Here is a 21082-nt window from a genome sequence, read left to right as displayed (position 1 = left end):
CGGTGTTCCCCGTGCATGCCGCCGCCAGGTCTCGGCGAGGCGAGCCAGCCGGGCGGGCGCGGCGATCCCTCGCACGGTTGCGATCCGGCCGTCGGCCAGGTCGAACGTCACGACACCGGCGACCCGGTCGCTGACCACGAAGAGAAGGGCGGGAGCCCCGTTGACGAGCGCGTAGTGGACGTCCGACGCGCCGCCGGCAAGACGCCGTTTGGCGGGTGTGGGCTTGAACCCGGCCCGTACCACCGCGGCGATGCGCTGCTGCTGGAGCGCGAGTTTCTCGTCGCCGCGGACATCATCCGGACGGTCGCGATCTCCCCGACGTTCGCGAGCGTCGGCGTCCTCGCGGTGATCGTCCTGGTGCGCACGTTTCACAGCTTCTCACTGGAAGTGGAGCTGGAGGGCCGCTGGCCCTGGCAGCAGGGGCCGCCGGGCGCGCGGACGAGGCAGACATGAGGTGGCGATCCTGGCGCCGTGCTCACCGGCCGGCCGTCCGGGACGATGAGCAGCGCGAGGAGATCGAACGCCAGGTGGGCCACATCGTCGCCGAGATCCTGTCGTCCACTCCTGACCACGACGTCGAGCCGATCCACGACATGGCCGAACGTGTCCGGCTGGTCCTGGCCGGACGGATACGGCGCGGCCTACTCCTCCTTCCACCTCCTGCGCCGTGCTGATCGGGTCCTCGCGATGGGTTGAGCTCCTGCCCGTGCACGATCACACGGCAGGCGCTTCGCAGCGGTTTCGCAGGAGAAGGAGGGCGGTGTCGTCCGTACGCTGCTCGTTCGCCGTCGAGTCGACGAGCGAATCCGCCAGCGTGTCCGCGGACTGGCCAGGTGCGGGGGTGAAACGGGCGGCCAGGGCGGCGATGGAGTCACCCAGGTCGCTTCCGGGCTTCTCGATGAGGCCGTCGGTGTAGAGGGTCAGCATCGAGCCGGGCGGAAGCTGCAGGTCCGTGGTGGCGTACTGTGCATCGGGGTCGATGCCGAGGAGCAGGGCGGGTGCCGTGTCGATGGCCTGGGTGGGAATGCCCGGGTGGCTGAGCAGGGGCGGAGGGTGTCCGGCGCTGGCCAGGCACGCGGTGTGCTCTTTGAGGTCGAGCGTGAGGTAGAGGCAGCTCGTGAAGCGTGCTGGGGCGAGCTCGGTCATCAGGCGGTTGGTGTGCGTGAGCACCTCTCCGCAGTCGGCTCCGGCGGCGGCGTGCGCGTGGATGATGGTGCGCACCTGGCCCATGAGCGCGGCGGCGGTCATGTCATGACCTTCCACATCCCCGATGACGGCCGCGACCTCGGTGTCGCTGAGGCGGATCAGGTCGTAGAAGTCGCCGCCGATGTCCATGCCGGGGGTGGCGGGCACATACCGCGCGGCCACGTCCAGACCGGGGATCTCGGGGAGATGCTGCGGCAGCAGGCTTGCCTGCAGGCTCTGGGCGAGCTGGTGCCTGGTGTCATAGAGCCAGGCACGTTCGAACGCCTGGGTGATCAGTCCGCCGAGCGAGGTGAGCATGGCCCGCTCGCCGTCGCTGAACTGATGGGGACGGTCGTAGGCCAGGACGCACGTGCCGATGGACCGCCCCTGGGCGACCAGCGGCAGCAGCGCCCAAGCGCCCATGTCGTCGATCCGGATGGCGTCGGGGTAGGTGCGACGGAACTCCTCCCAGTTCGGGTAGAACGCGACTCTGCCCTCGTCGTAGCCGCGTGTCCAGCGGACCGGCCGGACTACTGGGCGGCCGTGGAACCCCTCCAGGCCCCGGCGGCTGTAGCCGCGTGAGGCGAGCACGCGCATACGGCCGCCGTCCCAGGTGAGGATGGCCATCGCCCGGGCGTCGCTCACCGGCATGACGTGGTCGGCCACCAGGTCGACCACGTCCTGCGGGGTCATGGCCCGTGCCAGGCAGGTCGCCAGGTGCAGCATGTCGTGCAGCCCGATCACTCGCGCACGCCGCTCGGCATCGACCACGGGAGGACCGGACGTGGCGGGCGTGATCCGGAGGGTTATGCCAGGTACGCTCGGATAGCAGTGAAACGACAGCTGCCGCCCGTCGGGGTGCCGGGCGCTGAAGTGCGTGGCCTGGTGGCTGACGACGGCGGCACGGTAGCAGTCTTCATAGACGGGGTCGTCCAGCCAGGGCAGTGCCTGGCACAGGCGTTGCCCGACCATCTCCGACGGTTGCACGGCCAGTATTTCCGCGGCGGGCGTGGTGACCAGCGTCACCCGCCCATGCGCGTCCAGGTGACAGTAGCCCTCGGGCAGGCCGTTGAGACAAGCCAGCGCCGTCCGGCCGGCGTGCGGCGGCGGCCTGTGAGCGCGAACCGGGTCCAGGATCCGGGGCCGGGGGCCTGCGATGATCGGCCTGCCACGCTCGCTCGCCCGGCGGAGCAGGTCGCCCATTCTGGCGCCGATGCCGTCGATGACGTCGCGCCGGCGCTGGGTGAGCTCGGATTCGCCTGTCGCGGGCCACCCCAGGACGAACCCTCCCCAGACGGCTCCTCCGGAGCTGACCGGTGAGCAGGCCACCGCGAAGTGGTACGGCAGTTGCAGAGCCACCGCCGGGAAGCTGCGGGCCATGGCCACGTGGTCGCTGAGCCAGATCAGCCGCCGCTCCCGCACCGCGACCGCGACCATCACACAATCGTTCGTCTTGATTCTGGACCATGTCCGGGCGAGCGCGGCGGGAACACCTAGCGCCGCCTCCAGCTGCAGGGTCCGGCGGTCGGCGTCAAGGATGTATAGGACGCCGAAATGGGCCCCGGCGCTGAACACGGCCTCGGTCAGCAGATCGTCCAGGCGAGACGATTCCATGGCGCTCCCTGGTTTGAGGACTCACCTCGCGATCCCGGCACAGCGCGCCCGGTCACCGCAGGAGCAGCTCGACAGCCGTTTCGTCCACTCCATGCGCCCCACGCTACACCTGCCTATGTCGAGAAATCCCTAAGAACCTGCTGGCGAGGGACTTGGGTGGCGGGGCTCGGGTCAGGAGAGGGTTGGCGTGCGGTCATCCTTGCGCCGTCGACCGGTGAAGGGGAGGGGGTGACCTTCATGGCATCAGACATGTCCCGGTGAACCGGGTCGACAACGTTTTCAAGCCGTACGCCGGTGCCGCGCGGGCGGCTCTCGGTGGTGTACTGGCCGCCGCGCACGGAACCCGAAGGTCCGTTCGAACTGCTCGGCACCCTCGTTGACCAGGTGATCGGCACTCCGTGCGACGACACCGAGCAGCCGCGACCGGCCGGACGGCTCGCCGAGGCGGGCGCGGTGGTCGAGCGCGACGAGGACGTCTCGCCCCCGATCAGCCATCCCGACGCCGAGACGTTCTGGACCGCCATGACCGACGGCGGCCCCCTCCGCGATCTTTGCCAGGGTGGCGGGACGTCACGGGCACGCCGCCGGCGAGCGGTCCCGCGTGGCCGGTGAGCCGGGGAAGCCTGGTCGGCGATCTGACTCCCCGCTGGAAAGGCAGTCCCGTTGGCTTCCCCAGCCATCTACACCTCATCCGCCGGGCGGCGCTCGTCCGCGACTGGTGCCAGGACCGGCTGGACTCCTGGACGACGGAGCACCATCTGCGCACGCTGGAGACCAGCCTGGTGCCCACGCCGCTGCCCGGCCCCGTCGTCCGCCGCTGAGCAGGCACCCGGTGGTCGTGGCCACCGGAACCGAGGATCACTTGCACCCGCCGTCCCGCATCGCCAGGCCGGCCCGGGCTCTGCTGGGCACCGACGTCGTCGCCGTGCCGGGCCTGGGGCATCTCGGCCCGCATGAGGGCCCCACCCTGCTGTCCGCCCTCCTCAGCCGCCTGCGGTCATAGCCCGGCACGTCCGCGTGCGGGCACGGCGATCGCGCGACCCCCCTTCGCCGGTGCGGCGAAGGGGGGTGACCACTGGCCGGTGATCGTTGATAAGTTGATCGAAGGTGTGCCGGGAAGCCTGGTCGGCGATGTCATGTCGTCGAACCCGAAAGAGGCTTGTGGATGCGTGCGCGCCTTCTGGCTTCCGACTTTCCCACCGTCACCCTGGACACCTCCGTCGTCGACGCTGCCCGGCTGCTGGCCGAACAGGATCTGCCGGGCCTGATCGTGGTCGATGAGCGGGGGCTGCCCTTGAGCGTCCTGCCGGGCACGCAGGTGCTGTGGCTGGCCGTACCGGACTATTGCCGGGACGATCCCGCGCTGGCGCGGGTCGTGGACGAGCCGCACGCCGACCTGTTCTTGCGGTCGCTGGCCGAGCGGACCGTACGCGAGGCGTTGCCGAGGGAGTCACGCGAGTTGCCGGTCACCGATGCCGACGCCACGGTGCTGGAGCTGGCGGCCTTAATGGCCCGCACGCGCAGCCCCCTGGTGGCGGTCGTCGAGGACGGGCGGCTGATCGGCGCGGTCACCCTGCAGGCGCTGATGGACTGGGCGGTGTCCGCATGACGGTCACCGCATGGCTGGCGGTGGCGGTCTTCCTGGGCGCGTACGCGCTGATCGCCACCGAGAAGATCCACCGCGTCGCGGCGGCGCTCGGCGGAGCGGGGATCATGCTGCTGATCCACGCCACCGACGCCGGGGCGGCGTTCTACGACGAGCACACCGGCATCGACTGGAACGTCGTCTTCCTGCTGCTCGGCATGATGATCATCGTCGGTGTGCTGAAACAGACCGGGGTCTTCGAATACCTGGCCATCTGGGCCGCCAAACGCGCCAAGGGGTATCCGTACCGGCTGATGGTGCTGCTGGTGGTCATCACCGCCGTCGCCTCTGCCCTGCTGGACAACGTCACCACCGTGCTGCTGATCGCGCCGGTGACGTTCCTGGTGTGCGAGCGGCTGGCGCTGCCGGCGGCGCCGTTCCTGATCGCCGAGGCGATGGCCTCCAACATCGGTGGTGCCGCGACGCTGGTCGGCGACCCGCCGAACATCATCATCGCCAGCCGTGCCGGGCTGAGCTTCAACGACTTCCTCATCCACATGGCGCCGTTGGTCGTCGTCCTGATGATCGTCTTCGTCGGGTTGTGCCGGGTCCTGTTCCGGAAGTACTTCCGCTACGACCCCGAGCGGGCGGCCGAGATCATGGCGCTGAACGAGCGGGAGGCGATCACCGACCGGCGGCTGCTGTGGCAGTCGCTCGTCGTGCTGGCCCTGGTCATGGTCGCGTTCGTGCTGCACCCGGTGTTGCACTACGAGCCGTCCGTGGTGGCGATCCTGGGCGCGGGCATCCTGGTGGCCGTCACCAAGGTCACCACCCAGGACGCGATCGCCGAGGTGGAGTGGCCGACACTGGTGTTCTTCGCCGGGCTGTTCGTGATGGTCGGCGCTCTGGTGGAGACCGGCGTGATCGGCCAGATCTCGCAGGCCGCGGCCGAGGTGACCCAAGGGCAGCTCGGGCTGACCGCCATGGGCCTGCTGTGGGCCTCGGCCGGACTGTCGGCGATCGTGGACAACATTCCCTACGTCGCCACCATGAGCCCGATCGTCGCCGACCTGGTCCAGGCGGCCGGCGGCAACGGCCCGGCCCAGGTGCTGTGGTGGGCGCTGGCGTTCGGCGCCGACCTCGGCGGTAACGCCACCGCCGTCGGCGCCGCCGCCAACGTGGTCGTCCTCGGCATCGCCGCCCGCAACGGCACGCCCATCAGCTTCTGGCAGTTCACCAAGTACGGCCTGATCGTCACGCTGGTCACCATCGCGCTGTGCGTGCCGTACCTGTGGCTGCGCTACCTGTGAGCCACCGCGGCCGAGGTCCGGCACGCCGCGCGAAGCCGCGTGGGGTTGCGCCCCAGGGGTGCCGGACCCGGGCTCCGGCTCATGGGTGCGTGGTCGGCGACGGCAGATGCGGCGGCCGCCACCGCCAGGTGGCGTTGCCGTCGGCGGCGATGCCCTTGCGCCACAACGACGCGGGCATCAGCCGGATCATGGTCACCATCGCCCGGTAGGCGGCAGCCGAGGTGGTGCGCTGCCCGTCGGCGCGAGCGCCGCGAGCGGTGGCCTGGGTGCGGGGGCGGCGTTCGGCGTCGTAGCGGCGCAGCGCGGCCTCGATCGCGGGTTCGCCGGCGAGGGCGGCGGCGAGCACGACGGCGTCTTCGAGGGACTGCCCGGCACCCTGGCCACGATCGGGGCTCATCGCGTGCGCGGCATCACCGAGCAGCGCCACCCGGCCGCGGACGTAGGTGGGCAGCGGTGCCAGGTCGCGGATGTCGACATGGATCACCGCCTGCTCCGGGGTGGCCTCGATCAGTGCCGGGATCGGCTCGTGCCAGGTGGCGAGGCGGCGGGCCGCCTCGGTCTTCTCCTCCTCGTAGCGGATGCCCGGTTGGCCGGCGGTGGTGACGTAGGCCCAATACGCGCGGCCGCGGCTGATCGGATGGATGAGGACGTAGCCGCCGGGGCCGAGCGTGATGCTGCCCGGCAGGTCGGCCATCTCGGCGATGCCCAGCCAGGCGGTCCGGCCCAGGAAACGCGGCGGCGGCGCGTCCGGCCACAGCAGCCGGCGCACCGTGCTGTGGACGCCGTCGGCGGCGACGACCAACTCGCCGCCGAGCTCGATGTCGCCGTAGGTCACCGTGACACCGCTGTCCTCCTGCCGGACCGCGGTGACCTCCGCCCCGGTGCGCACCCAGCCGTCCGGCAGCGCATCGAGCAGCACCTCGTGCAGGTCGGCGCGGTGGAAGGCGAGCATGGCGGTCGCATCGTCCGGCCGGGCGCGCTGCAGGTAGCGGCCATCGGGCAGGCGCAGGTTACCGGACGCGTGGGTGGGCGTGCCGACGAGTCGGGCCTGGGCGCCGACGCCGAGCTCGTCCAGCGCGCGCATGGCGTTCGGGGCCTGGGACATGCCGGCGCCGATCTCGCGCAGCTCGGCCGCTCGCTCCAGCACGACGGCGTGCCACCCGATCCGGTGCAGGGCCAGGGCCGCGGCCAGCCCGCCGATGCCGCCGCCGATCACGATCGCCTGTCCGCTCACGAGGTCACCTCATCGTCGAGATCGTTGGCAGGGTCGTCCTTGGCCGGATCGGGGCGCAAGGGTGGCGCGTTGTCGAAGATCGTGGCCATCCATGCGAAGGTGGCGTGCGCCTGGCGGATGCGCGCGGCCCGCGCATCGCCGGAGCCGACCAGGTCGAGGCCGTCACGGGTGATGTCGAGGAAGGAGGTGATGCCGGCGATCTGCTTGCGGACCACCACCGCCCAGGCGTCGTCGGCCATCCGGTAGTAGACGGTCCGCTCGCCCGGCCGGGTGCGCCAGGTGAGGAACCCCATGCTGGTCAGCAGCCGCAGATTGGAGGTGAGCGAGGCGCGGCTGGCACCGATGGCCTGGCTGATGTCCCCGGCGGACTGCTCCGGCGGATCGCACACCATCAGCCAGCCCAGCACCCGCCCGGCGATCGGCGGCACTCCATCACGCGCCAAGTACATGGCTACCCGCTCCACCCATTCCAGCAGCGGATCCTGTTGCGTCATGCCGGCGCCATCCTCTCTTCCAGTTATTTCAGTATAAACTAAAATAGCTATATCGCGTGAGGAGGGCCGGGATGGTGACGAGAATGCCTGGCTCGCCGCGGAGGGCCGCGTGTCAGCCGATGATCACCTTTTCCTCCGGCAGTTCGTAGCGGCGGGTGCGCTGTTTCAGCGCGAGCGCCGAGCCGAGGGTGAGCGGGCCGATGCGGCCGATGAACATCAGCACGCTGAGCAGGACATGCCCGGCCAGTGAGGTGTGGGCGGTGATGCCGGTGGACAGCCCGTTGGTGGCGAAGGCTGAGATGGCCTCGAACAGCACCTGGTCGAGGCTGTGCGGAGTGATGATGAGCAACAGCCAGGTGGAGATCGTGACCAGGATGACGCCGAGCAGGCCGATGGACAGCGCCTGCCGTTGCGTCGCGGAGGGCAGGCGCCGATGGCCGATGTTGACCTGGTGCTCACCCCGCATCTCGGACCAGATGATGAAGAGCAGGAAACCGAACGTGGTGACCTTGATGCCGCCGGCGGTGCCCGCGCTGCCGCCGCCGATGAACATCAGTACATCGGTGACGAGCCAGGAGGAGGGGTACATCTGGCCGATGTCCAGGGTGTTGAAGCCGCCGGAGCGCGGCATGACGGCGGCGAAGAAGGCGGCCAGCAGCTTGCCGGAGTCGTCGAGGGGGCCCATCGTGGCTGGATTGCGCCACTCGGTCATCAGGAACGCGAGGGTGCCGACGCCGAGGAGGAGGACGCTCGCACCGACGGTGACGCGGGTCAGTACGGACCAGCGCCGCGGGTGTCGCCAGGTGCGCAGCAGTTCGAAGACCACCGGATAGCCGAGACCGCCGACGATGACCGCCAGGGCGATGGTCAGGCAGATCCACGGGTCGGTGACGAACCGCATCAGGTTGTCCGGCCAGAGCGCGAAGCCGGCGTTGTTGAACGCCGACACCCCATGGAAGATGCCGAGGTAGACGGCCCGGCCCAGCGGTTCACCATATCCCGTGACGAAACGTACGGCGAGAACGGCGGCGACGGCCGTCTCGCAGATCAAGCTGAACATCACCACCTTGCGCAGCACGTGACGCAGATCGGCCGCGACCACCGCCTTGGTCTCTAACTGGGCGGACAACCTGGCCCGCAGGCCGACGCGGCCGGAGACGATGACCATGATCAGCGTGGCGAGCGTCATGATGCCCAGGCCACCGGCCTGAATGAGCAGGACGATCACTATCTCACCGAAGACCGACCAGTGCGTCTCGGTGTCGACCACGATCAGGCCGGTCACGCAGACGGCGGAGGTGGCGGTGAACAGGGCCGTGAGCCAGTGCGGGCTTTCCCCTTCTGTCGTGGCCAGCGGGGTGCCGAGCAGGAGTGTCCCGATCAACACTGCCGAGCCGAACCCGGCCGCGATGACCACGGCTGGATGCCGGCCGCGGCCCGGCGCGGCCGTGTGGCGCCGCATCATGAGATCACCCGCGCCGCGGGTCGCCGGACAAGCTGTCAACGCCGTCATTCATCGCGGAGGCTCCGTTCGGTCGCGCGGCCATAGACGTCGCCGACCAGACTTCCCGGCACTCCGGGCCATACCGTAGCGCAGCGAGGCGCGCGGGCAGTACAGGCCGGCCAGTGGGCTGCGCGACCGTGACCCGCTGCGACCCGCATGATCACGACTGACAGCTCTGGCTTCCCTTTCTGCTGACCATATGGTTAGCATGCTGTCCATGCGATCAGCCGAGGATGATTTGACGGCGCGAGCTCGGATCAGGAACGCGGCGCTGGAGTTGTTCGGCGCCGAAGGAGTAGGCCGGGTGAGTCTTCGCGCGGTGGCCCAGCGGGCCGGCGTCTCGCACGCCCTGGTCCTGCATCACTTCGGCACCAAGGAGGGCCTGCGCCAGGCGTGTGACGACTACGTGATCTCGCTGGTGCGCGATACTCCGGACGCCGACCTGGGCGACACGGCAGGACTGGCCGCCATGCTGGAGGCGGGCACGGAGGTACGCCGCTACCTGGGACGAGCGTTCCTGGACGGCGCCCCAGAGGCGGCGGCGCTGTTCGACGAGCTCGTGGCCTCCACGGGTCAATGGCTGGAGCAGGGCGTGAGCGAAGGGTGGGTGCAGCCCAGCGACGACCCGCCGGCGCGGGCCGCGATGTACGTCACCTGGCTGCTGGCACCGCTGGCGTTCGGCGAACATCTGGCGCGCTCACTGCGCGTGACGGACGTGCACGACATGCGGACCATGCTGCGCGTCTCGCGCGCCGGCATCGAGATCTTCACCCGCGGCGTGTTCGCCGACGACCGCGCCCTGGACGCGTGGGACGCCATGCGTGACGAACGCGGCTCGCGCTGAGCCGCCGCGCCTACTGTCAGGAAAGGAACATCCGTCATGAGCATCGCCGCCAAGATGCTGGCCGGCAGAGCCAAACTGGCCCCGGCCGAGACCCAGAACGTGACCATCGAGAAGGACCTGCGTGTCCCGATGCCGGACGGCGTCGTGCTGCTGGCCGACCACTACGCTCCCCAAGGGCTCGGCGACCGGCCGACGGTGCTGATCCGCTCGGTCTACACCGACAGGACCAAGGGCGCCATGGTGAGCCGCCTGGTCGCCGAACGCGGCTTCCACGTCGTGGTCGTCAGCGGCCGGGGGAGCTGCGGATCGGAGGGCACGCTCACCCCGTTCGTCTCCGAGCGCGACGACGGCCTGGCCGTCCTGGAGTGGCTGCGCCGGCAGCCGTGGTTCACCGGCGAGCTGGGCACCCTGGGACAGAGCTACAACGGCTACACGCAGTGGGCGATCGCCGCCGGCGCCGGGCCGGAGCTGCGCGCGATGAGCACCTCGCTGATCGGGTCCAACGCCTACGACCTGGTCTATCCGGGCGGCGCACTGGCTCTCGAGCTCTTCCTCGGCTGGATCAGCATGGTCGCCCACCAGGAGAAGCCGTTACCCGTCTATCTGTCCACCGTGGCGCTGGGCGGTAAGAGGCGGGCGCGGGCCGCTCGCGTCCTCCCGCTCGCCGAGGCCGACACCATCGCCATCGGCGCCGTGGCGCCACACTGGCGGGACTGGCTCGCACATCCCGACGCCGGGGACCCGTGGTGGTCCGCTGGTGACCACAGCCGGGAGATCTCGGCGGTGTCCGTCCCCAACCACCTGGTCAGCGGCTGGGACGACTTCGCGCTGCCCGGCCTGGTCCGCGACTACCAGGCGCTGCGCAAGGCGGGGCGCGAGCCGTACCTCACCATCGGGCCATGGCAGCACTGGGACGCCGAGCTGTCGATGACGGCCCTGCGGGAGAGCATCGTCTGGCTGCGCGCCCACCTGCTGAAAGACCGGGACGGGCTGCGCACGGCGCCGGTGCGCGTCTACGTCAGGGGCGCCGAGGAGTGGCGCGACCTGCCGGCCTACCCGCCCGCCGAGGTACGACCGCAGCGCTTCCACCTGCACCCGAACGGCGGTCTGGGAGGCGATCTGCCTGCTGACTCCGCCCCCGACCGCTACCGTTTCGACCCCGCCGACCCGACCCCGGCGGTGACCGGGATGTCCCGCATGATCGGCATCTCGCGCAGGACCGGGGAGAGCGTGCTGGCCGGACGTGCCGACGTCCTGACCTACACCGGCGAGCCGTTGCCCGCCGATCTGGAAGTCATCGGCGTCCCCGCCGCCGAGCTGCACGTGACCTCCAGCCTGGCGCACACCGACTTCTACGTGCGCGTCAGCGACGTGGCGCCCTCGGGCGCGATCACGCATGTGTCCGACGCGCTGCGCCGGTGCGCCGCCGACCGGCCGATCGACGGGATGGTCGAGATCGAGCTGGCGCCGGTGGCCCACCGGTTCAAGCGCGGCCACCGCATCCGGGTGCAGGTCGCCAGCGCCGCCTACCCGCGCTGGGACCGTAACCTCGGCACCGGTGAGCCGCCCGCCACCGCGAGCGCGATGCGCGCAGCCGACCAGCAGGTTCATCACGACCCCCGCCGGCCCTCCGCCCTCATCCTGCCGGCCTGCTGACGAGAAGGCATGGCTTTTCGCCTGGCGGCCGCTGCCACGGTGCTGGTCACCCCTTCGTAACCCATGACCGGTCCGCGTGGCATGCGTCATGGGGTCGCCGATGTCCATGACGGTGCGACACCCGCATGAAGCGTGCCGGCCGGAACACAGGTCAGGGCCGGGGGGAGGGAGGGCGCAAGCGGACGGTCGCCGAGCCGAAACGCAGGTCGTGCTGGCGTTGCAGCCACGCCCGCCGCGCCCAGTCGTAGCGGCCCAGCAGGCGGGCGCCGCGCTTGGCCAGGGCATAGCGCCAGCTCGCGGCGCGGGCGTCCCCCTGCCCCCGCGCTTCGCGCCGCTGCAGCCGCTGGGCGCGTGACACCTCGGGCTCGCGCTCGGCCTGGATGGCCCGGCATGCCCGGTCGACGCTTCCGGTGGTGGGTTCCGAAGCAAGTGCGAGGAGGTGATTGGCCGCCACGACGACGTCCCGCAGCGCCAGGTTGATGCCCTGCGCGCGGACCGGTGACATCGGATGGGCGGCGTCGCCGAGCAGCAGCACGCCGGGTGCCGACCAGGACGGGGCGTGACCGACCATCACGTTGAGCCTTATCGGGCCGACGACGTCGGTGTGGTGCCGCATGACGTGCTTGGCCAGCCACTCCGGCGCCGACGCGAGGGCGGCGGACAGCCAGTCGTCGCCACGGAACTCCGCCATGCCACCCTTGGGCATGATCAGCCCGCATTGCAGCAGATCGTCCCAGGAGGTGTAGGCGATCAGCGGATGGCGGCCCCGCCGGACCATGATGTGAAAATCGCAGCGCGCGCGCAGCGGCTCCGGAGCCGGCAGTTTGAACCACAGCACGTCGTACGCTTCGCGTTCCTGAGTCAGTGTGAGTCCCGATCGGGTCCGCACCGACGAGCCCCGCCCGTCACATCCGATGACCAGATCCGCCGGCCACGTGGTCTCGGCCCCGCCATGCACCACCCGCACCCCGCTCACCCGGCCCGCGGTATCGCGTACGACGTCGGTGAAGCGGGTCTCGGGGTGGTAGCTGAACGTGCGATGGCTCCGGGCTTCGTCAACCACCCCTTGCAGCAGTGCGGCGGGAGAGACGACGCGGAAGCCGCGCTCCCCGAGCTCGGCGACGGGCTCGGGGACGGTCAGCACGTCCTCTCCGTCGATGAGGATGCGCCAGGCGTCGATGGGACGGCCTGGCAGCTCGGCCAGCATCCGGGCCAGCCCCATCTCCTGGAGCGCGTCCACGCCCAAGGGCATGAGGCCCTCGCCCCGGAACACCGCCGCGCTCGACGCCTCCCGCTCCGCCAGCCGCACCTGAACGCCATGCCGCGCCAGCAGCAGAGCAAGGGTCGCTCCCGCAGGACCGGCACCTACCACCACGACCTTCATCGGGCACCTCCTCGCGCCACGGCCACTTTAAAGCAACTTACCGTTGCATGCAACGGTAAGTTGCTTTAAGATCGGTTCATGGAGGAATCGTCACCACGGCGCCGCACCGGTGGCCGCAGCCTGCGGGTCACGCGGGCTGTACACCAGGCGACGCTCGCGATTCTCGGCGAGAAGGGCATCAACGGGGTGTCCATCGAAGGTGTCGCGGCCAGGGCCGGAGTGAACAAGACGACGATCTACCGGCGCTGGGGCACGCGGGCCGGCCTGCTCGCCGATGCCCTGGTCGAGGGGACCGGCCGCCAGATCCCGCTGCCTGACACCGGCACCCTGCGCGGCGATCTGGTGGCGTTCGCGCTACGCGTCCGTGACGCGCTCGTCGCTCCCGGCAGCGGCGGCCTTATGACGGCTCTCTCGGCGGGTGGCGTGCACGAGGAACTGGCCGAGGTGGGCCGCCGCTACTGGGAAGGGCGGTTGGCGGCGGTGCGGCCGCTGCTTGAGCGGGCGGTCGAGCGGAAGGAACTGGCTCCTCACACTGATCTCGACGCTCTGATCATCCGCGTCGTCGGCCCCGTCTGGTTCAGTCTGTTCGGCCCCGGCCGCGAGGCGGACGACGCGTTCGTGGCGCAGTGCGTCGACATCGCCCTGGTCGGCACGACCACGCTCGTGACGGGCGTCTCGGAGCCGGCACAAGGGTCTTCTGCGGCCCCGAAGCCAACGCGCCGCCTTGACCGTTGACTGCAACGGCTGGGGTCTGTTGGCTTCCATGCAGCGTGTCCGTCGACGGACACGCTGCTGATGGGCAGCCTGGTGCAAGGCGCGTACCGTCAAGCTGACAGCGCCTTGACCGCGTGTTCTGTGATCTGGCTCGACGGCATGGCTGATGCTGAGCCGTCGCATCCGGTGACCGGCTCCTTTCTCTCGAGAGAAGAGGGCACTGTCCCTTTCTCGCGTCCTTGGTCCGCCCCTCTACCTCGCCTGGGTGAGGCCAGTGGCGACGATGTCGATGAGCCGGTCCAGGACCTTCGGGTACAGGTCCGGACGGGCCAGCCGGTCGCGGTGCAGCGGCATCATGAGGACGGCCTGCAGGACGCCGACGATCACCTCCGGGTCGTCGCCGGCGAGGTCGTCGCTGTGCTCGGTGAGGTAGGCCGCCAGCGCGGTGACCGGGTTGTCCGGTGCGGAGGTCACCCGTTCCTGGTCCAGCTTCCTGACCACCGCCTCCATCTCCTCGGGGTGCGTCATCAGCCTGCCGTAGAGGGGGTTGCCGTCAAGCTCCGCCAGCGTGGCGTGCAGGAAGGCGCGCAGCCCGGCGCGGGTGTCGCTCTCCTCGCGCAGCGCTCCGTCGATGACCCTGCTCTTGACCTCGGCCATCTGGGCGAGCATCAGCTCCAGGTAGAGCGCCTCCTTGGAGTCGAAGAAGACGTAGAAGGTGCTCTTGGCGATGCCGGTCCCGGAGACCAGGTCCTCCAGGGAGGTCTTGCGCAGGCCCTGCGTGGTGAACAACTTCAGGCCGTTGTCCAGGAGCAGCCGCGTGATGCGCGCCTTTTCCGCGGCCGAGAAGGCGGGAGGCATGAGGTGCACCTTCCGATGGGTCCAAACAGATCAATCGCATGTTTTCACGTGGAGCGGGGAGATCGGACCAGGTCCAGGACGCGCTGCTCCTGGGCCGGGTCGAACCACTGGGCCGGGGACGGGGTGTCAGGGCGGGGCACGGGATCACCTTCGCGCTGCAGCCAGGCCCAGGTGTCGGCCAGGGTCTCGCGCAGGGGCCGGATGGTGAGCCCGGCCGCCAGGGCGGCGCGGACGTCGGCGTCGTGCAGGCCCGTGGGGTGGGGGTTGCCGGGGTAGCGCAGCCCGAACTCCATGCCGAGCGGGAAGTTCTCCCGCTCCAGCAGCTCCGGGGACGCCCACACCAGCTCGGAGTCTGAGCCGATCACCTGCGCGGCCGTGGTGAGCAGGTCACCGATCGTGGTGTGCCCGGCCGGTCCGGCGACGTTGAACACCCCGCCGGTGCCGCGTTCGGCCGCCGCCAGCATCCAGGCCGCCAGGTCGATCGCGTCGATGTACTGCAGGGCCGCGTCGTCCGGTCCCGGGGCGAGCACGGGGCCGCCCCTTTCGAGCCGCCGCAGCCACCAGGGAATCCGCCCGACGTCCTCGTACGGGCCGAGGATCATGCCCGCCCTGGCCAGCAGGGCACGCTTTCCGAACGCCTCCAGCACGGCCAGCTCGCCGCCACGCTTGGCCGCGGCGTAGTCGGTGCCGTCCTGTACGTCGGGATCACCGGCCACGAGCGGCGCGCTCTCGTCGGCTCCGGCCGGCCAGGGCCAGGCGTAGACGGCGCGGCTGGAAACGTAACCGTAGTGCCCCGTCCGTCCGGCCAGCAGCCGGGCGCTGTCCCGGACCACGCTCGGCGCCCACGCCCAGGTGTCGATCACCGCGTCCCAGGAACGCTCGCCGAGCGCCTGTCGTACCGCGTCGGGGTCGGTCCGATCGGCGACCAGCGCTTCCACCCCCGGTGCGGGCGGGCGCGACAGGCCGCGATTGAGCGTGGTGACAGTGTCGCCGCGCCGCAGCGCGACCTCCACCACCGCGCGGCCGACGTGGTGGGTGCCGCCCATGACCAGTACACGCATCGCCATCCCCTCAACCCGCCAGCTGGAAGCCGCGCTCGATCAGGCGGCGTACCGGCCCCCACGACGACAGCCGCAAGGGAAGCTGGGTCAGCTCCAGCAGCAGCGGGTTGCGCGGGGCGTACACCCCCTTGACCCGGCGGCCGAGCTTCTGCTTCTTCTCCGCCTCCGGCCGCAGCTCGGCCTCCCAGTCCGCCAGCGCGGCCGGGACGTCGTGGCCGTGGCGCTCCAGGGCGGCGCCGAGCCGGTCGGCGCCGCCGACGGCCAGCGAGGAGCCGTAGCCGGCGAACAGGGTCACGCACCAAGCGGCGTCGCCGAGCAGCGCGATCCTGCCTCTGCTCCAGCGGTCGACCACGATCTGGCTGATGCTGTCGAAGTAGACCGAATCTGCCGTCTTCAGCCCTTCCAGGGCGTGGGGGACGAGCCATCCCATGTCGCTGTAGAGCTCGTGCAGCTCCTCCAGCGACGCCCCCGCCCGGCCGCCGTCGGTGCGGTAGCCGAAGAAGGCGGCGGTACGGCCGTCGCCGACGCTCATCATCGCGAACGTGCGTCCGTCCGCGCTGATCGAGCCGGTCGTCTGGGCGGGCAGTTCGGCCGGCGGCTCCTTCAGCATGTAGACCGCGACCCGGTGTTCCAGGTCGAGCCGGTAGTCCTCTTCCGGGCCGAATACCAGCGTGCGCGTCGCCGAGTGCAGCCCGTCGGCGCCGATCAGCAGGTCGGCGTGCTCGGTGCTCCCGTCGCTGAGGGTGACGCGCACCGCGTCCGCGTCCTGCTCGACGGCGGTGATCGTGGTGCCGAACCGGATCGTCGTGTGATCGGCGACGGCCTCGTACAGCACGGCCTCGATGTCGCCGCGCAGGATGGTGAACGACCTGTTGCCCATGGTGGCCGCGATCGTCGTAGCGTCGAGGGAGAAGCGGCGTGCCCCGTCGGGCTTGCGGTAGACCAGCTCGCGCGTCACGAACGCGCGCCGCTGCAACTCCGGCAGGACGCCCATCCGCTCGGCCCCGTCATAGCCGATGCCGCCGAACGTCACCCCGTAGCCGCCACCGCGACGCTGTGGCGCGCGCTCGATGACCAGCGTCTCCCAACCCGCTTGATGCAGTCGCAGCGTCGCCGCCAGCCCGGCGATCCCCGCCCCGATGATGATGGCTCGCATATCCGAGCTCCCCTTGTGTCTATAAAAACAAATCGGGAATATGTTCTCACAGTATCGTGCGCACGTCGAGACCCGTTGGTCGCGGCCCACGCGCCATGCCCGTGGCAAGGCCGCCGTGAGCGTCGTGCCAGATCAGCGTGGACGCTGTGCCTTCCGGGCAGGGGCGCGGAGGACGGCGGCGTCGCGGGCGGCGATCGCATCCAGCAGGCTGGTGCCGCGCCGATGGAGCAGCCGTACGGTGAGCGCCGGGGTGGCGTACAGGACGGTGCCGGCCAGGAGGATCCCGGCCAGGACGGTCACCCACGGCAGGCCACCGGACACCGCGCCGATCACACCTGGCAGGAAGGCGGCCGGCAGGACCAGACAGAAGATCGTCATCTGCGCTCCGGTCGGATCACCCGCCTGCTGCCCGGGATAGACGCGGTCGCGGGCATCGGTGCCCACGGCCGGCATCACGAGCGCGAGCAGCGGCGCCAGGGCGCAGGCGGTCGCCGCCGCGGCGATGGCGCCGCCGACGGCGGCACCACCCGCGGGCGAGCCGGTCGCGGCCCACAGCACGGCCGCGAGCACCACGGACGGGACCCCGAACAGCAACGCCCACGCGACCATGCGCCCTCGCACGTCAGCCCTGGCAGCGCCTGGTGTGGTGACAAGCTGCCACAAGGCCGTGCCGTCCAGGGCATACGTGTTGATCGCGACCATCCCCCCGAACACCGCCGCCGCCGCTCCCACGAAGGGCAACGCCCAACTCCAGCCGGTGAGCGCGATGATGCCCGCCATCAGCAGCGGCGTCAGCCAGGCGCTGCGCAGTTCCACTCCCCGCGCCGGGTCGCGCACCCAGGTGGCCAGCTCTCGCGACACGACCGCCGACACCTGCGGGCTGGTGAACGGCAACGACAGCGGACGTCCCGGTACGGCCGGCCGCTGAGGCGCCGCCCGGCGAGGTGGGCGGCGCAGGGCGCGAGCCGTCAGCGCGATCCAGCCCAGATGCAGCAGGGCCCCCGCGGTCAGCAGCGCCGCCAAGGGCAGAACCGCCGTGCCGAACCCGGCACCGTCGCGGGCGGCGAGCGCGGCGCGGTAACCCCAGCCCGTGGGCAGGGCGGCGAGCACGTCGATGACCTCAGCGGGCAGCCGGCCGAGGGTGATGGTGGTGTCTCCCTCGCCGAGACGCGGCGCCAGCCAGGCGGCGATCGGCACCCAACCGGCGAACGACACCGCGAGCATGATCGCGGTCTGCGTCGCCGCCATGGTCATCCCGGCCCGGGTCTGCAACAACCAGGCCATCAGCGCCGCCACCGTCTTCCCCGCCCAGACCAGCAGATACAGCTGCGCCACGAGAGCCCCGACGGCGATCGCCACCGCCGCGGGGTCCCTCGGCGCGGCCAGCACGACCAGGGACGACAGGCACGCCAGCGTGATCAGCGGGCCGACGCCGAGCAGTTCGGTCCACGACAGCGCCCGCGCCAGCCGCCACGGCGGCAGCGGATAGCCGCGCAACCACTCGCGCGAGATGACCGATGGCTCGTGGCGCGGCTGGGCCAGAGGCCCGAACACCCACATACCTCCCCACACGGTGAGCGCCACGGCGATCCAGCCCTCGTCGATCACGCCGCGCGAGGCCGCCACCGAGCCCGCGGCCACCAAGGCGGCCAGGACAAGGCCGGCCACCAGGCTGAAGGCGCGCTCGTTGTGCGGGCCGTTGCGGAACAGGCGCAGTTTGAGGGCGAACAGGGTGCCCGTCATCGCAGCCACTCCAGCGGACGTACCGGGTCGGCGCCCACCAGCTCGACGAACCGCTCGTTCAGCGTCGAGCCCGCGGCCACCTCCTCCACCGGTCCCTCGGCCAGCACCCGTCCGCCGGCCACCACCGCCACCCGGCTGCAGTTGCGTTCGACGAAGTCCATGATGTGGCTGGACAGGAGCACGGTGCCGCCCGCGCCGACGTATTGCTTGAGCACCTGCTCGATGGCGTGGGCGGAGACCGGGTCGATGGCCTCGAACGGCTCGTCCAGCACCAGGACGCGGGGCCGGTGCAGCAGCGCCAGCGCGAGGTTGATCTTCTTGCGCATGCCGGTGGAGTACTCCACGATCAGCGTGCGCGGGGCCGCGTCCAGCCGGAGGATCTCCAGGAGATCGCGCGCCCGTGCCTGCCAGCCGTCGTCCAGGCCGCGCAGCCCGGCGCTGTAGCGCAGAACCTCGGTGGCGGTCAGCCGCTCGGGCAGGGACAGCCCGTCCATCATCATGCCGAGCTGGGCGAGGGCGGCCTCCCGGTCGGTTCGCAGATCATGGCCGGCGATCCTGATCGTGCCGGAGGTCGGCTCCCGCAGCCCGCATACGGCCGTCAGGGTCGTGGTCTTACCGGCGCCATTGGGGCCCACGATGCCGTAGAACATCCCCGGCGGGATGCTGAGGCTGAGCCGGTCGACGGCGAGCACGGTGCCGAAGCGCTGCGTCAGGTCCGTCACTTCGATGGCGGGGGTGCAGAGATCTGACATCGAACGTCTTCACCTGGCCGTGTGCGCGAGGATGGCGTCGGCCAGGGTCTCGTGCACCTCGGGCGGCAGGGTGTGGCCCATACCCTGGACGATCATCAGCCTCGCGTCAGGGATCTGGTCGGCGATGAGCGCGCTGTGGCCCGGCTTGACCGGTTCGTGGCTGCCCTCGATGACCAGTGTGGGGGCCTTGACCTGGTGGAGCACGCCCACCGGCTCGAAGTCGGGTTCGGCGGCGGCGGCCAGCCGGTGGTTGGCCACGGCGGACAGGTCGCGGGCCCGGTCGTGGACGCGTTCCTGCAGGCGGCGTGCGGCGTCCTCGTCGAACGGCAGTCCGGTGCCGTGCAGCAGGCGCTGTTCGGCGATCATGGCGTCGATCTGTGCTCGGCGACCGGCCGGGGGAGGGGTGGACATCAGTGTGCGGTAGAAGGCGACGAACTCCGGTGCCGGTTCGGGCAGGCTGTCCTCGGGCTGGGGCTCGCCCATGAGCGCTCGCATGATCACCGCGCCTTCGCCGCCGCCCAGCGGTGAGGAGCCGATGACGGTCAACGAGCGCACCCGCTCCGGCGTCTCGACCGCGATGTACTGCCCCAGCAGGCCGCCCGCCGAATGGCACACCAGGTGGGCGCTGTCCAGGCCGTGGGCGTCCATCACGCGGTAGACGTCATTCTTGATGTCGTCCCAGGTGTACGGCATCTTCTCGAAGTCCACGGTGTCGGACATGCCGGTGTCGCGGTGGTCGTACCGGATCACCCGGCGGCCTCCGGCGGTCAGCAGGCCGACGAACTCGTCCGGCCACAGCACGCCCTGCGACATCGAACCCATGATCAACAGAATCGGCTCGTCCGTGGCGGCGCCGAACTCTTCACTCCACATGTTCACGTTCTGCATGGCCCAAAGCATGCCGTAACCCGCTATGGGCGCCTTCCGTAGGACTACTGGCCGCGCCCGTACTGGTCGCGCCCGTACTGGCCCCGGCTACCACCCGGGACCGGCGTGAGGTGAGGCGCCCCGGGTGCTGACGCACGCATCCGCCCGCGAAGACCGGCATCCAGACTCTCGTGCGGGCGAGATCGCTCCGGGCCAGGCTCCAGCCGGGGACGTTGGCGTCCATCGCGGTGCGGTAACGGTCGGCGGGCGGGTCGTCGGTGAGGCACGGCGGCCGCAGGTCCGTCCAGTCGCTGGCCGTGAGGATGCGCTCCATACGCTCCAGATCGCGGTAGACGTGGCGGTAGACCGCCCGCAGTAGCGGCCGGCCGCCCGCGCCTGCGCTCGACCGGGTCAGCGGCGCGCTTCCGTGATCACGCAAGGCGGGCGCTGTCGTCTCTCACCAGCATTCCGCCCTGCATTGATCATCAGCCGCTGTCGAAACTCCTGCAGGCGCTGCCCGTTCAGGCCAACGAAATCAATTCCTGACCTCCTGTAGGTCACGGTGCGTGAGGGCCGCCGTGACGGGTAGGCGCATATGACTATCACCAGTACGACAAGGGAGGCGCCATGAGCGGCGTTCTTTCCTCCGCCACCAAGACGCCCGTCCAGATGGCGGCGCTCATCGTCGGCGCCGTGTTCCTGCTGATCGGCATTCTCGGGTTCATCCCCGGCATCACCACCAATTACGGTCAGATGCAGTTCGCCGGCCACGAGTCAGGTGCGATGCTGCTGGGCCTGTTCCAGGTGTCGGTCCTGCACAACATCGTCCATCTGGGGTTCGGGGTCGCCGGTGTCCTGCTGGCCAGGACGTGGGCGGCGGCACGCGGGTTCCTGCTCATCGGCGGCATCATCTACCTGGTGCTCTGGCTCTACGGGCTGTTCGTCCCGCATGGCGGCGGGGCCAACTTCGTCCCGTTCAACACGGCCGACAACTGGCTGCACCTGGTGCTGGGGGTCGTGATGATCGTGCTCGGGGCGGTAGCGACGCGTGCCCGGCTCCAGCACCGCCTGGACACTCACTAGCCGAGCGCGGCGCGTGGGCCCGCGCGCTCCCTTCATCG

General features: G+C 70.5%; 23 protein-coding genes. 11 read left to right on the top strand and 12 right to left on the bottom strand.

All coding sequences use genetic code 11. The features are described from left to right. Positions 1 to 15: 15 nt before the first annotated feature. Positions 16 to 453 carry a DUF1622 domain-containing protein gene (locus AB0K12_RS20515; protein ID WP_364563189.1) on the top strand — a complete coding sequence of 146 codons (438 nt, stop codon included), beginning with the start codon at positions 16 to 18 and terminating at the stop codon, positions 451 to 453. Beyond that, positions 450 to 674, top strand: coding sequence for a hypothetical protein (locus AB0K12_RS20510; RefSeq protein WP_364563186.1), 225 nt, complete (start codon positions 450 to 452; stop codon positions 672 to 674). The genes AB0K12_RS20515 and AB0K12_RS20510 overlap by 4 nt, the downstream gene beginning before the upstream one ends. A 40-nt stretch (positions 675 to 714) precedes the next feature. Here the strand turns inward: AB0K12_RS20510 and AB0K12_RS20505 are convergent, their stop codons facing one another. Then, complete coding sequence (locus tag AB0K12_RS20505) at positions 715 to 2799, bottom strand: SpoIIE family protein phosphatase (protein ID WP_364563183.1); 2085 nt, start codon at positions 2797 to 2799, stop codon at positions 715 to 717. Positions 2800 to 3183: 384 nt separating this feature from the next. Here AB0K12_RS20505 and AB0K12_RS20500 point away from each other — a divergent pair, with 384 nt between their 5' ends. From AB0K12_RS20500 to AB0K12_RS20480, 5 genes are all read left to right on the top strand, one after another. Beyond that, entirely contained in the window at positions 3184 to 3411 is a 228-nt protein-coding gene (locus AB0K12_RS20500) for a hypothetical protein (RefSeq protein WP_364563180.1), read from the top strand. Continuing rightward, positions 3408 to 3620 carry a hypothetical protein gene (locus AB0K12_RS20495; protein ID WP_364563177.1) on the top strand — a complete coding sequence of 71 codons (213 nt, stop codon included), beginning with the start codon at positions 3408 to 3410 and terminating at the stop codon, positions 3618 to 3620. Before AB0K12_RS20500 ends, AB0K12_RS20495 begins: the two co-directional genes overlap by 4 nt. A 17-nt stretch (positions 3621 to 3637) precedes the next feature. Further along, positions 3638 to 3802 carry a hypothetical protein gene (locus AB0K12_RS20490; RefSeq protein ID WP_364563174.1) on the top strand — a complete coding sequence of 55 codons (165 nt, stop codon included), beginning with the start codon at positions 3638 to 3640 and terminating at the stop codon, positions 3800 to 3802. A gap of 162 nt (positions 3803 to 3964) precedes the next feature. After that, positions 3965 to 4408, top strand: coding sequence for a CBS domain-containing protein (locus AB0K12_RS20485; protein WP_364563171.1), 444 nt, complete (start codon positions 3965 to 3967; stop codon positions 4406 to 4408). Further along, entirely contained in the window at positions 4405 to 5694 is a 1290-nt protein-coding gene (locus AB0K12_RS20480; RefSeq protein ID WP_364563168.1) for an ArsB/NhaD family transporter, read from the top strand. Before AB0K12_RS20485 ends, AB0K12_RS20480 begins: the two co-directional genes overlap by 4 nt. A 79-nt stretch (positions 5695 to 5773) precedes the next feature. Here the strand turns inward: AB0K12_RS20480 and AB0K12_RS20475 are convergent, their stop codons facing one another. The 3 genes from AB0K12_RS20475 to AB0K12_RS20465 all read right to left on the bottom strand — a co-directional run bounded on the left by AB0K12_RS20475 (position 5774) and on the right by AB0K12_RS20465 (position 8887). Then, the gene (locus tag AB0K12_RS20475) at positions 5774 to 6928 is read right to left on the bottom strand and encodes an FAD-dependent monooxygenase (protein WP_364563165.1); all 1155 of its coding nucleotides are present in this window, start codon (positions 6926 to 6928) and stop codon (positions 5774 to 5776) included. Next, positions 6925 to 7422: a transcriptional regulator gene (locus AB0K12_RS20470; protein ID WP_364563162.1), complete on the bottom strand. Its 498-nt coding sequence runs from the start codon at positions 7420 to 7422 to the stop codon at positions 6925 to 6927. Before AB0K12_RS20470 ends, AB0K12_RS20475 begins: the two co-directional genes overlap by 4 nt. Before the next feature lie 112 nt (positions 7423 to 7534). Beyond that, positions 7535 to 8887, bottom strand: coding sequence for a potassium transporter TrkG (locus AB0K12_RS20465; protein WP_364563158.1), 1353 nt, complete (start codon positions 8885 to 8887; stop codon positions 7535 to 7537). Between the two features lie 256 nt (positions 8888 to 9143). Between AB0K12_RS20465 and AB0K12_RS20460 the strand changes: the two genes are divergently transcribed. After that, the gene (locus AB0K12_RS20460) at positions 9144 to 9770 is read left to right on the top strand and encodes a TetR family transcriptional regulator (protein WP_364563155.1); all 627 of its coding nucleotides are present in this window, start codon (positions 9144 to 9146) and stop codon (positions 9768 to 9770) included. A gap of 36 nt (positions 9771 to 9806) precedes the next feature. Continuing rightward, positions 9807 to 11426, top strand: a complete 1620-nt coding sequence (locus tag AB0K12_RS20455) for a CocE/NonD family hydrolase (RefSeq protein WP_364563152.1) — start codon at positions 9807 to 9809, stop codon at positions 11424 to 11426. Positions 11427 to 11577: 151 nt separating this feature from the next. Here the strand turns inward: AB0K12_RS20455 and AB0K12_RS20450 are convergent, their stop codons facing one another. Next, complete coding sequence (locus AB0K12_RS20450) at positions 11578 to 12810, bottom strand: FAD-dependent monooxygenase (protein ID WP_364563149.1); 1233 nt, start codon at positions 12808 to 12810, stop codon at positions 11578 to 11580. A gap of 78 nt (positions 12811 to 12888) precedes the next feature. Between AB0K12_RS20450 and AB0K12_RS20445 the strand changes: the two genes are divergently transcribed. Then, entirely contained in the window at positions 12889 to 13545 is a 657-nt protein-coding gene (locus AB0K12_RS20445; protein WP_364563146.1) for a TetR/AcrR family transcriptional regulator, read from the top strand. 231 nt (positions 13546 to 13776) lie between these two features. Here AB0K12_RS20445 and AB0K12_RS20440 read toward each other — a convergent pair whose 3' ends face one another. The 7 genes from AB0K12_RS20440 to AB0K12_RS20410 all read right to left on the bottom strand — a co-directional run bounded on the left by AB0K12_RS20440 (position 13777) and on the right by AB0K12_RS20410 (position 20400). Then, the gene (locus AB0K12_RS20440; RefSeq protein ID WP_364563143.1) at positions 13777 to 14382 is read right to left on the bottom strand and encodes a TetR/AcrR family transcriptional regulator; all 606 of its coding nucleotides are present in this window, start codon (positions 14380 to 14382) and stop codon (positions 13777 to 13779) included. Between the two features lie 44 nt (positions 14383 to 14426). Then, positions 14427 to 15443, bottom strand: coding sequence for an NAD-dependent epimerase/dehydratase family protein (locus AB0K12_RS20435; protein WP_364563140.1), 1017 nt, complete (start codon positions 15441 to 15443; stop codon positions 14427 to 14429). A gap of 10 nt (positions 15444 to 15453) precedes the next feature. Then, a complete protein-coding gene (locus tag AB0K12_RS20430; protein WP_364563137.1) occupies positions 15454 to 16599 on the bottom strand; it encodes an FAD-dependent monooxygenase in 1146 nt (381 codons plus the stop codon). 132 nt (positions 16600 to 16731) lie between these two features. Then, positions 16732 to 18342, bottom strand: coding sequence for a hypothetical protein (locus AB0K12_RS20425; RefSeq protein WP_364563134.1), 1611 nt, complete (start codon positions 18340 to 18342; stop codon positions 16732 to 16734). Further along, entirely contained in the window at positions 18339 to 19094 is a 756-nt protein-coding gene (locus AB0K12_RS20420; protein WP_364563131.1) for an ABC transporter ATP-binding protein, read from the bottom strand. The genes AB0K12_RS20425 and AB0K12_RS20420 overlap by 4 nt, the downstream gene beginning before the upstream one ends. A gap of 9 nt (positions 19095 to 19103) precedes the next feature. Beyond that, positions 19104 to 19982: an alpha/beta fold hydrolase gene (locus tag AB0K12_RS20415; RefSeq protein WP_364563128.1), complete on the bottom strand. Its 879-nt coding sequence runs from the start codon at positions 19980 to 19982 to the stop codon at positions 19104 to 19106. Beyond that, complete coding sequence (locus tag AB0K12_RS20410) at positions 19957 to 20400, bottom strand: NAD(P)H-binding protein (RefSeq protein ID WP_364563125.1); 444 nt, start codon at positions 20398 to 20400, stop codon at positions 19957 to 19959. Before AB0K12_RS20410 ends, AB0K12_RS20415 begins: the two co-directional genes overlap by 26 nt. Positions 20401 to 20588: 188 nt before the next feature. Between AB0K12_RS20410 and AB0K12_RS20405 the strand changes: the two genes are divergently transcribed. Further along, positions 20589 to 21044, top strand: coding sequence for a DUF4383 domain-containing protein (locus AB0K12_RS20405; protein WP_364563122.1), 456 nt, complete (start codon positions 20589 to 20591; stop codon positions 21042 to 21044). Positions 21045 to 21082: the final 38 nt, after the last annotated feature.

Source organism: Nonomuraea sp. NPDC049419 (assembly GCF_040676995.1).
Classification (GTDB): Bacteria; Actinomycetota; Actinomycetes; order Streptosporangiales; family Streptosporangiaceae; genus Nonomuraea; species Nonomuraea salmonea.
The sequence above is the reverse complement of the archived record's forward strand: the minus strand, read 5'-3'. Positions and strand labels throughout refer to the sequence as shown.

Excerpts from the sequence above, each read along its gene's own strand:
- AB0K12_RS20420 (WP_364563131.1), bottom strand. The coding sequence starts at position 19,094 with ATGTCAGATCTCTGCACCCCCGCCATCGAAGTGACGGACCTGACGCAG.
- AB0K12_RS20455 (WP_364563152.1), top strand. The coding sequence starts at position 9,807 with ATGAGCATCGCCGCCAAGATGCTGGCCGGCAGAGCCAAACTGGCCCCG.
- AB0K12_RS20460 (WP_364563155.1), top strand. The coding sequence starts at position 9,144 with ATGCGATCAGCCGAGGATGATTTGACGGCGCGAGCTCGGATCAGGAAC.
- AB0K12_RS20465 (WP_364563158.1), bottom strand. The coding sequence starts at position 8,887 with ATGATGCGGCGCCACACGGCCGCGCCGGGCCGCGGCCGGCATCCAGCC.
- AB0K12_RS20515 (WP_364563189.1), top strand. The coding sequence starts at position 16 with ATGCCGCCGCCAGGTCTCGGCGAGGCGAGCCAGCCGGGCGGGCGCGGC.
- AB0K12_RS20480 (WP_364563168.1), top strand. The coding sequence starts at position 4,405 with ATGACGGTCACCGCATGGCTGGCGGTGGCGGTCTTCCTGGGCGCGTAC.
- AB0K12_RS20430 (WP_364563137.1), bottom strand. The coding sequence starts at position 16,599 with ATGCGAGCCATCATCATCGGGGCGGGGATCGCCGGGCTGGCGGCGACG.
- AB0K12_RS20440 (WP_364563143.1), bottom strand. The coding sequence starts at position 14,382 with ATGCCTCCCGCCTTCTCGGCCGCGGAAAAGGCGCGCATCACGCGGCTG.
- AB0K12_RS20470 (WP_364563162.1), bottom strand. The coding sequence starts at position 7,422 with ATGACGCAACAGGATCCGCTGCTGGAATGGGTGGAGCGGGTAGCCATG.
- AB0K12_RS20405 (WP_364563122.1), top strand. The coding sequence starts at position 20,589 with ATGAGCGGCGTTCTTTCCTCCGCCACCAAGACGCCCGTCCAGATGGCG.
- AB0K12_RS20510 (WP_364563186.1), top strand. The coding sequence starts at position 450 with ATGAGGTGGCGATCCTGGCGCCGTGCTCACCGGCCGGCCGTCCGGGAC.
- AB0K12_RS20435 (WP_364563140.1), bottom strand. The coding sequence starts at position 15,443 with ATGCGTGTACTGGTCATGGGCGGCACCCACCACGTCGGCCGCGCGGTG.
- AB0K12_RS20450 (WP_364563149.1), bottom strand. The coding sequence starts at position 12,810 with ATGAAGGTCGTGGTGGTAGGTGCCGGTCCTGCGGGAGCGACCCTTGCT.
- AB0K12_RS20425 (WP_364563134.1), bottom strand. The coding sequence starts at position 18,342 with ATGACGGGCACCCTGTTCGCCCTCAAACTGCGCCTGTTCCGCAACGGC.
- AB0K12_RS20505 (WP_364563183.1), bottom strand. The coding sequence starts at position 2,799 with ATGGAATCGTCTCGCCTGGACGATCTGCTGACCGAGGCCGTGTTCAGC.
- AB0K12_RS20445 (WP_364563146.1), top strand. The coding sequence starts at position 12,889 with ATGGAGGAATCGTCACCACGGCGCCGCACCGGTGGCCGCAGCCTGCGG.
- AB0K12_RS20415 (WP_364563128.1), bottom strand. The coding sequence starts at position 19,982 with ATGCAGAACGTGAACATGTGGAGTGAAGAGTTCGGCGCCGCCACGGAC.
- AB0K12_RS20485 (WP_364563171.1), top strand. The coding sequence starts at position 3,965 with ATGCGTGCGCGCCTTCTGGCTTCCGACTTTCCCACCGTCACCCTGGAC.